This window comes from Salinicoccus jeotgali, assembly GCF_039538805.1.
GTDB classification, from domain to species: Bacteria; Bacillota; Bacilli; order Staphylococcales; family Salinicoccaceae; genus Salinicoccus; species Salinicoccus jeotgali.
Map to the genome: position 1 here is coordinate 1 of NZ_BAABCK010000027.1, position 649 is coordinate 649.

General features: G+C 50.4%; 1 protein-coding gene. It reads right to left on the bottom strand.

The features are described from left to right. Nucleotides 1-551: IS30 family transposase (locus ABD734_RS07700; protein WP_344703106.1), on the bottom strand; the 551-nt coding region annotated here is incomplete at its 3' end. Nucleotides 552-649 lie beyond the last annotated feature (98 nt).

A 649-nucleotide genomic window follows, 5' to 3' on the forward strand; every position in this document is an offset into this window, starting at 1 on the left:
AGGCGTTCAACCAGCGTGATGACGGCACTCTTGTGGCGGACACCGACGATGGTATCTCCCTCGAGATGGCCGAATTCTTCATTGAACGCCGGGTAGTCAGTTGTTCTTTCAGAGATGTTTCGCCTGAAGGCCTGTCTGCCCCGGCGTTCCTGATGGCCATTTGGTTTTCGCTTGCCTTGCATCGGCAGTGTGGCTACATCAAAGGTTTTTCGTTTGAACATTCGATACAGTGTACGGCCCGAGCAGTCAATTGGCATCTCCTGCCGACCGACAATCACATCCGGTGTCCAGCCTTGCGCCACCTGCTTTTCAACATGTTTCTGCTGATCGGTCGGTAGAACAATCCGTTTTCTACCACACCGGCTTTTGTTTTCCTTATAGCGCCGATAATACTCCAGCGCAGTGTGCCCGTCCTTGAGATATGCGATGACATTATGGACCGTCTGACGGGCACGCCCAATCCGTTTCGCAATCTGTGAAGTCGGGGTCTCTTGATGGAAATAGGCTTCTATGATTACTAGCTCGTCCGTGGTAATATGGGTGTAGGTCATGCGTGATCACTCCTATGATTTTCTTTGGTCGGAAAACTCATTTTGAGTGTATCACGCGTGACCCTTTTTAGGTGTCTAGCTTAATTTTACAATCGGCG